The organism is Pseudoalteromonas sp. S3178 (assembly GCF_005886985.1).
Classification (GTDB): domain Bacteria; phylum Pseudomonadota; class Gammaproteobacteria; order Enterobacterales; family Alteromonadaceae; genus Pseudoalteromonas; species Pseudoalteromonas carrageenovora.
Map to the genome: position 1 here is coordinate 1 of NZ_PNCW01000047.1, position 7,407 is coordinate 7,407.

General features: G+C 38.5%; 10 protein-coding genes. 6 read left to right on the forward strand and 4 right to left on the reverse strand.

Annotation, left to right across the window (positions count from 1 at the left end; translation table 11 throughout):
* The first annotated feature begins 159 nt into the window (after positions 1 to 159).
* Both CWC11_RS13715 and CWC11_RS13720 read left to right on the forward strand, forming a co-directional pair.
* Entirely contained in the window at positions 160 to 492 is a 333-nt protein-coding gene (locus tag CWC11_RS13715; protein WP_249330743.1) for an NHL repeat-containing protein, read from the forward strand.
* A 209-nt stretch (positions 493 to 701) separates the two neighbouring features.
* Positions 702 to 1,196, forward strand: coding sequence for a hypothetical protein (locus CWC11_RS13720; RefSeq protein ID WP_138683143.1), 495 nt, complete (start codon positions 702 to 704; stop codon positions 1,194 to 1,196).
* Between the two features lie 195 nt (positions 1,197 to 1,391).
* On the opposite strand, the gene CWC11_RS13725 is transcribed toward CWC11_RS13720, so the two are convergent.
* Complete coding sequence (locus CWC11_RS13725) at positions 1,392 to 1,637, reverse strand: DUF4235 domain-containing protein (RefSeq protein WP_058547062.1); 246 nt, start codon at positions 1,635 to 1,637, stop codon at positions 1,392 to 1,394.
* A gap of 154 nt (positions 1,638 to 1,791) precedes the next feature.
* Positions 1,792 to 2,175, reverse strand: a complete 384-nt coding sequence (locus CWC11_RS13730) for a hypothetical protein (RefSeq protein WP_138683144.1) — start codon at positions 2,173 to 2,175, stop codon at positions 1,792 to 1,794.
* A 262-nt stretch (positions 2,176 to 2,437) separates the two neighbouring features.
* Here CWC11_RS13730 and CWC11_RS13735 point away from each other — a divergent pair, with 262 nt between their 5' ends.
* From CWC11_RS13735 to CWC11_RS13750, 4 genes are all read left to right on the forward strand, one after another.
* Positions 2,438 to 3,034 carry an acyl carrier protein phosphodiesterase gene (locus tag CWC11_RS13735; protein ID WP_138683145.1) on the forward strand — a complete coding sequence of 199 codons (597 nt, stop codon included), beginning with the start codon at positions 2,438 to 2,440 and terminating at the stop codon, positions 3,032 to 3,034.
* A 351-nt stretch (positions 3,035 to 3,385) separates the two neighbouring features.
* Positions 3,386 to 3,730, forward strand: a complete 345-nt coding sequence (locus tag CWC11_RS13740; protein ID WP_138683146.1) for a YajD family HNH nuclease — start codon at positions 3,386 to 3,388, stop codon at positions 3,728 to 3,730.
* A 35-nt stretch (positions 3,731 to 3,765) separates the two neighbouring features.
* Entirely contained in the window at positions 3,766 to 4,407 is a 642-nt protein-coding gene (locus tag CWC11_RS13745; RefSeq protein ID WP_138683147.1) for a hypothetical protein, read from the forward strand.
* Positions 4,408 to 4,476: 69 nt separating this feature from the next.
* A complete protein-coding gene (locus tag CWC11_RS13750) occupies positions 4,477 to 5,154 on the forward strand; it encodes a glutathione S-transferase family protein (RefSeq protein WP_138683148.1) in 678 nt (225 codons plus the stop codon).
* Between the two features lie 171 nt (positions 5,155 to 5,325).
* On the opposite strand, the gene CWC11_RS13755 is transcribed toward CWC11_RS13750, so the two are convergent.
* Positions 5,326 to 6,120 (reverse strand): hypothetical protein, encoded by a 795-nt coding sequence (locus CWC11_RS13755; RefSeq protein ID WP_138683149.1) that lies wholly within the window; start codon positions 6,118 to 6,120, stop codon positions 5,326 to 5,328.
* A gap of 211 nt (positions 6,121 to 6,331) precedes the next feature.
* Positions 6,332 to 7,407, reverse strand: a 1,076-nt coding sequence (locus CWC11_RS13760) for a TonB-dependent receptor domain-containing protein (protein ID WP_171038432.1), incomplete at its 5' end; no start/stop codon positions are given.

Below are 7,407 nucleotides of genomic sequence, written 5' to 3' on the forward strand. Positions count from 1 at the left end.
AGGGACGATTAACTCTTTGTTGCTCGGTTTTTACTTAGCCCACTAGGTTACAAACCTCGCGCCGCGATTTGATCGCCCCTAGATTGAACAAATTTCAATCCACAAAGATCAACACGCCCTAGAACCCATACTAGGCGCCTTGCTATTACGCCTGATGATATGGTGTTTTATGTAAACTCTGGCATGGGTAAACTTGGCCGCTATAACCCTAAAAACGGCAATATCACCCAATGGGATAACCCAAGCGGTAAAAATAGCCACCCGTATGCCATTGAATATGCCGATAACGCTATTTGGTTTAATGAGTCGGCTAAACGCCCCGAAACGTTAGTTAGGTTTGATCTTAATACCGAAACCATGCAGAGCTGGCAAATTCCGAGTAAAGAAGGCGTTTACTCTGGCCTAATTAGGCACATGCGTATGGGTAATAATGGCCTCATTATTCATCAAACAGCGACCAATCAATTAGCCGAAATTACCTGGAGTAAGTAATAACTTTATTTTTATGAAAGCTGTGTGCTGTTTGCCAGTAAGTTTAGTTTTTAGGTAGGAGTTTTTTACAAAGCTCAGCAACTTTTACCTTTTAAATAAGCTGGTTAGTACTGGTTTTATGTGTAATGTACTGATTTTTAGTGATTAAATATATGGTTTAGGTTTTGCTTAGTAATATGTGTATTTTTTAAATTTAAAAAGGAGTTATTATGAGTACCGTTATTACTGGGTTATTTGATAATGCATCACAAGCAACACTGGCTATTTATAGATTAGAAGCGCTAGGCGTTAGTGAAGCCGATATAAGTGTTGTAGCCAACGACTCATACGCAAAGGAAGATTTTGCTGTTGATGAAGGAACTAAAGCTGCTGAAGGTGGAATTTTAGGCGCAGCTTCGGGTGGTATTATTGCTGCAATTGTAGGTGGTTTTACTGCTGTAGGAACTGTTGCAACAGGTGGTACAGGTTTACTAGTCGCTGGCCCATTAGTGGCTGCATTTGCTGCTGGTGGCGCAGGCGCTGCTGTTGGTGGTACTTTAGGTGCTGCAATAGGTGCGTTTATTCCTGAGCACGAAATTAAATATTATGAAGATGCGATTGAAAAAGGCTCTATTTTAATTGGTGTTAAGTACAGTAGCGATAATCAAAACGCTATTGAAGAAATACTTAACAATGCTGGGGCAAGTAACGTGTCTACTGCATAATTATTTATCGATTTAATAAAAAAGGTGAAACTTAGTTTCACCTTTTTTTGTGCTAATTTTTAAATAGAGTAATCAATATTATTGATTTGATTAAGCGTGTTTGCATCCGCGTTATTTATAAAGCTAGCAGCAAATACCTCTTATAAAAATAAGTATTTATAAGAGGTATTTGTTTATAAGAGTGGCTGATTTTGGCTACTTAGATTTGCGCTTATCTAGTACATAACGTACGGCCATTCTTGCAGCGCCGGCTCCAATACCTGAGACTACCGCCCATGTAACGGCTTCTTTAAGATCGGTTTTTTCGCTTGGCTTGTCTTTTGGGGCTGGTTCGTTGGTAACCTTTTCCCACGACTTTTGTAAAGTTTTCCTTGTTAACATACCTGCAGAAGCAGCAGCGAGACCTATACCTATCGTCGTAATTAGTTGTTTATTACTCATATTGTCCTCGTTTTATTTAATAGCGGCAGAGTTATTAGTTGTTAACTCTTAAAGTAAGAATCTTAATAACAGCAATTTACGTACCGATAGACGTTTGAGGATGAAAAGCACAGCTATTAACTAAAGGTTGTTTTACTTATGCTTAGCAATAATATTAAGTTTGCGTTTCAGTACCTAGTAAGGCGTTAATGTAGGCGAGTTCTTCACTAAAAATTCCGTTAAAAAATGCACTTTGCTCAATGATTACAGCGTCGTTTGGTTGGGCTTTGTATTCTTGCTGGCACCTTACAAGTTCGGTGGTTAACCATTGGCAGGTATTGGTAGCTGAGTTTATTGCCGCTTTTAAAAACGACGACCATTTTATTTTTTGTAAATTAAAACGATAAAGCGTAACTGCAATAGCCCCATAAGCTTGTTGCTCAAGCGAAGGCACATCTTCACTATTTACTGAAAGGCAGCTTAAAAGCTTGGTATTGATTAGCGCTTGTTGCAGTGCAGCGTGTTGTGATTGACTTAAAAAGTTGTTTTGGTAATCCATGTAAGGCCTATATCTGCAAATAGCAGGGCAATATAAAAAGAAAATTAGCAAAGTATTTTACGATTTATGCGCACCTAAAAATGATCAGTAGTGATAACAAAATAAGGCTGACCCTTTACTGAATTAATAAAACACAATTGTAATTGGCAAGGGCGTTTATAACGTTTGGTGCTTTTATTGTTTTACTTTGAAAGGCCGGCATCTGAATTTTAGATAAATTTAAGTTACCATCAAAATGTATTAACTACCAAAACGAGGACATGTGAATTATTTAGCTCACCTTTATTTAGCAAAGCCTACAGCCGATTCGCACTTTGGAAATTTACTGGGTGATTTTGGTGGCAAAAGGCATGTAGAACAATTGCCAAACACAGTTAAAAACGCGCTAAACAACCATTACTTAGTCGATAAATTTACCGACTCTCACCCGTTAGTAAAAGAAGCCAAACAGTACTTTTCACCCGAGCGAAAGCGCTTTGCTGGTGTGGCTATTGACGTGGTGTTTGATCACTTTTTAATTATGCATTGGCAGCGCTTTAATCAGCAGCCTTTAAGCGACTTTAAGTGCAATAGCTTTGCGCTTTTAAATAAATGTATGCCTATTATGCCGCCGCGCATGCAACAGGTTGTAACCAGTATGACTAAAAACGATTGGTTTAAAGAGTACGAAACAATTAATGGAGTAGGGCTTGCGCTCGATAATATAGCCAAACGCATTCGTTTTACTAATAACTTTGCAGGTACTGCTGAGGATATAACGCGTAACTACCATGAATTAGAAGCGGTATTTTTAGCATTTTTTCCTCAGTTAATTAATCATGTAAATGAACATGCGCTTGAAGCAATAAATGCTGAATAATTAAAATGACCCTTTAATTAAATAGTTATTACTGCACATTACGTATTATGCAAAGCCTCAAAAACTTCTTTTTAAAGTAGGGCGTGTTGATCTTAGTGGATTGAAATTTGTTCAATCTAGGGGCGATTAAATCGCGGCGCGAGGTTTGTAACCTAGTGGGCTAAGTAAAAACCGAGCAAAGCTTCCGCGTGTTGCTCACGCCACCGTAGTAGCTAATAATGGCTTGCTTAGTTAGTTTTTTATTATACCCTGCGATAAATATATAATTACCACATGATGAAAAGTATAGGTTGGAGCACTTACATTAAGTTTGTTGTTAAACACTATAAGCGCATATGAAGCAGGAATATTATGAGTAAGACCAGCCATGTACCTCTGGCTTATATGAAGCAAGAGGAAGGTTATAGAATAAAGGCTTTAAGGTTATACCCTTGGGTTTGTGGTCGTTGTGCTCGTGAATTTGAGTACTCAAACTTACGTGAATTAACGGTGCATCATATAGATCATAACCACAGTAATAACCCTGAGGATGGCAGTAATTGGGAGTTATTGTGCATTTATTGTCATGACAATGAGCATAATAAATACCACGAGCATATTATGTATGGCGGGTCGTCTACTGAGCCAAAAGTAGAGGCTGCAACGCATTCCCCGTTCGCTGATTTAAAAGCGATGCTTAATAAGCGCAACAGTTAAAATTTACTTTAAATGTTTACAAGGAAGTTATTTATATGCCCGATATAACGGCACTTTTTTATATAGCTATTATGGCTTTTTATTTATTACACAAAAACGAAGAAGCCAAAATACTAGCCCCCGTAATTGGCTTTGCTGCAATCCCCCTTTTTAGCAACGATTACTGGCAATGGTTTCAGCTCAGTGCGGCACTGAGTGTTGTGGTTATAGTGATAGAAAAAGAGAAAGCAGGGTATACAGGCGGTGGTGCTGTCTCGGCATTTGCTGCATTTTTTATTGGGGCTTTATTAGTTAGTATTTTTATACACGCGACTTCATCTGCGGTTACTAGTTTAAACTCTACAAGCTTTAATTTTAAACATCCACTAAGTTACGAGTGGCCTAGGCACATTGTAATTTTATATGCTTTTGCGTTTGTATTCGCTTTACTGGGTGTATTGCTAAATGCTCATATGCTTGTAGCTTTTTATGGCGCATTAATTATTGCGTGCTTACTTGCTGTTTTACCTCACTTTTGTGGTTCTTTTTTATATGGCATAGCATTAAGTGTAACTATTATTGTAGTTACTTTTGCCATGGCATTTATTAAAAAGGCGCAAGAAGAGGCGCGCTTTATATTTGCGTATATCGGCGCAGGGTTAATGCTAGTGAGTAGTTTGGTTAAGTACTTTAGCTAACTATTTTTGTTATTTGAACGATTGCTCAATTTATGATTTAATTGTAGCCACTACTTTTAGGAGCGTTTCATGATTAAATTTTATTTTCACCATACACCTAACCCAATGAAGGTTGCTTTGTTTTTAGAAGAAACAGGGCTGCCGTTTGAACTTGTTCCACTTGATACTTTAAAAGGTGAGCAACATACACCTGAATTTAAAGCAATTAATCCAAACGCTAAAGCGCCAGCAATTGTTGATGGTGAAACTCGTGTGTTCGATTCGAATGCTATTTTAATGTACCTTTCTGAAAAATATGCAAAGCTAGAAGGCAAAGCTGAAGACCGCGCTGAAATGCTTTCATGGTTAATGTTTATTGCATCAGGTTTAGGCCCATACTCAGGGCAAAGTGTACACTTTAGACACATGGCGCCAGAAGGGCTTGATTACGCTGTTAACCGTTACTTGCGTGAGGCACAGCGCCACTACGAAGTGCTTGATACACACCTTGAAGGTCGCGACTTTATAGTGGGTGATGAATACACCATTGCTGATGTATCTGCTTGGGGTTGGATTGATAAAGCACCAGTTGTATTAGGTGAAGAAGGTTTAGCACCATACCCTAATTTAAAACGTTGGTTTGAAAGCATTGATAGCCGTCCAGCGGTTGCTCGTGCACGTAAAATTGGCATCGATGTGGCCTTTAAAAAAGAGTTTGATGAAGAAGCCAAACGCGCGTTTTTTCCATCTAATTACCCTAAATCGTAGGGTAACTTAAAGCAGAGGTAAATGAGTAGTTCTGAGATAGTTACTTATTTACCACTACTTTTAAATATACACGTCTATTTTTGATGTTGGCCTAGGCTGTGAGCTATTGAGCATCTGTATTAATTATTATTACTTTTATTCAAAACACGCCCTAAAACCATTTAATCTTTTTTATTGAGCGCCACATGCTGGGTACAAATTAAGTACTTCAGTTACTACTTGTGCAAACATAGCTTGCTCTTGCTGACTTAAATTTATATCTGCATCAAATTTCATGGTATCGGCTAGCTCTGAGGTAATTATTTCGTAAAAAACCATCGCAGTGAGTACATTACCTGCGTATGAAGCATGATTTCCATCTGCATTATAAAGATTTACGCTCGGCATTATTTCTAATACTCGGTTCCATACAAAACCAACAGGCGCGACGCAGCTAGGCTGCTTTGTACTTATTGATAAATGTAGATCGTATACCTGTTTTGCCTCCGCAGGGTTGCCCTTTTGCGGATGTTCTGGAAATAATATGGGAGTTATTTTTTGTTCTTTAGCAACTGAGATCAAGCGCTCGGTCGCATCGGTTGGGTAGTCAACGGCTCCTGATTGCGAGTATTTCTGTCCTTGAAAAATAGCATGACTCCAGTTACTTTCACTTAGTTTATCTACATTTACGTCTACCGCAGCGATTTCATCTAAAAACCGCCCGCCAACAGTCATTGTTTGTACTGAGGTATTAGATAGTTGATGTGTAATTATGGTTTCTAATAAAGCACCTAAGCTTGAACTATGGCTATTACCGTAAATAATTATTTTATAATCACCTTGTGGATTGTTATTAGATACTGGTGGTGATGTTAGTGTTTCTTTATTCTCAGCTATTTTTGAGTCATTACCTCCAGAGCCGCACGCAGTTAACGCTAACATTAAAGCTAATGTGTGTAATACTTTAGGTATATATTCGAATGACATTAGAAATCCTTTTTTGTACCAAATTTAAGCACGATTTCTGAATACTAGATACTTTATGGTTAAGCTGCAAGTTGGCTTTAAAGGTGAAAAATTACTTTTCGGGAGGAGGGAGTATTTAAACTTTAATCATAAAGTAATTCAATTGTGCTTTAACACAGCTATTTTTGAATTAAAAAAGCCTGCATAAAGCAGGCTTTAGTTTTCAGGGAAATTAAAACTTAGCGCGGATACCAAAGCTGTATCTGCGGTCTGCTTCGGTGTACTTCCAAGCACCACCTAGTTCAGATAGGTAGATAGAAGGCTCACCAGTTAAGTTAGTTGCATTGCCTACTAAGGTCACGTTTTCGTTAATGTCCCAACTTGCTGAGAAGTCTAACTGGCCGCGGTCGTCACGGTAGTTGTTACCGTAAACTGTACCTTCTGCTGAAATACTGCCGTCTGAGTTAATATTTTCAACGCGTTTTTCGTTTTCACTATCTAAGAAGCTATCGCGGTAGTTATAAGCTAAACGTGTAGAGAATCCTTCGTATTCCCAAAATACCTGTAAGTTGTAGGTGTTTTTAGAAATATCTAACAGTGGGTTGCCATTAGGTTGTTCGCTGTCTGCGTAGGTGTAGTTTGCGTTGATACCTAAGCCAGAAAAAGCACCTGGTAAGCTTGTAAAGAACTGTTGGTAACCTACTTCAAAACCTTGAACTGAGCCATTTTCGCCATTTACGTTTTTAACGGTATCAATACCTGTTAAGCCTGCATCGCGAAGCTCTGAAACATGGTTAAAGCCATCGGCATCAACAGGGAAGTCGGTTGTATCTGAGTAAACTAAGTTATCTTGAGATACACCCGCGGTATCTAGCTGACACACTTGGTTCCACTGCGTTACGTTTTGACCCGCGGTGCTAGATGAAGCCTGACAGCTGCTTTCGTTACTTAAGAAAGATTCAACATCTTTATAAAACACAGCAAAAGATATTACGTTACCTTCATCAAAGTAATGCTCTACTGATAAGTCGTATTGTGTCGCACGGTATGGTTCTAAATCAATAGAGCCTTGCGTTGCGCCTGTAATATCGTTATTAACATCAAACGCTGGGCTTAGCTCACTAAAATCTGCACGGCGCATTACTTTTGCAGCTGCAAAGCGGAATAATGTTTCGTCTGAGTAGTTATAGGTAACGTTTAAGCTTGGTAAAAAGTCGCTGTAGTCATTCTCACCTGTTACTTTTTCACCATTTAAATAAACGCTTGATTCTAAATCTGTTGTCACATTGGACTTCCCAGCTTTCGCTA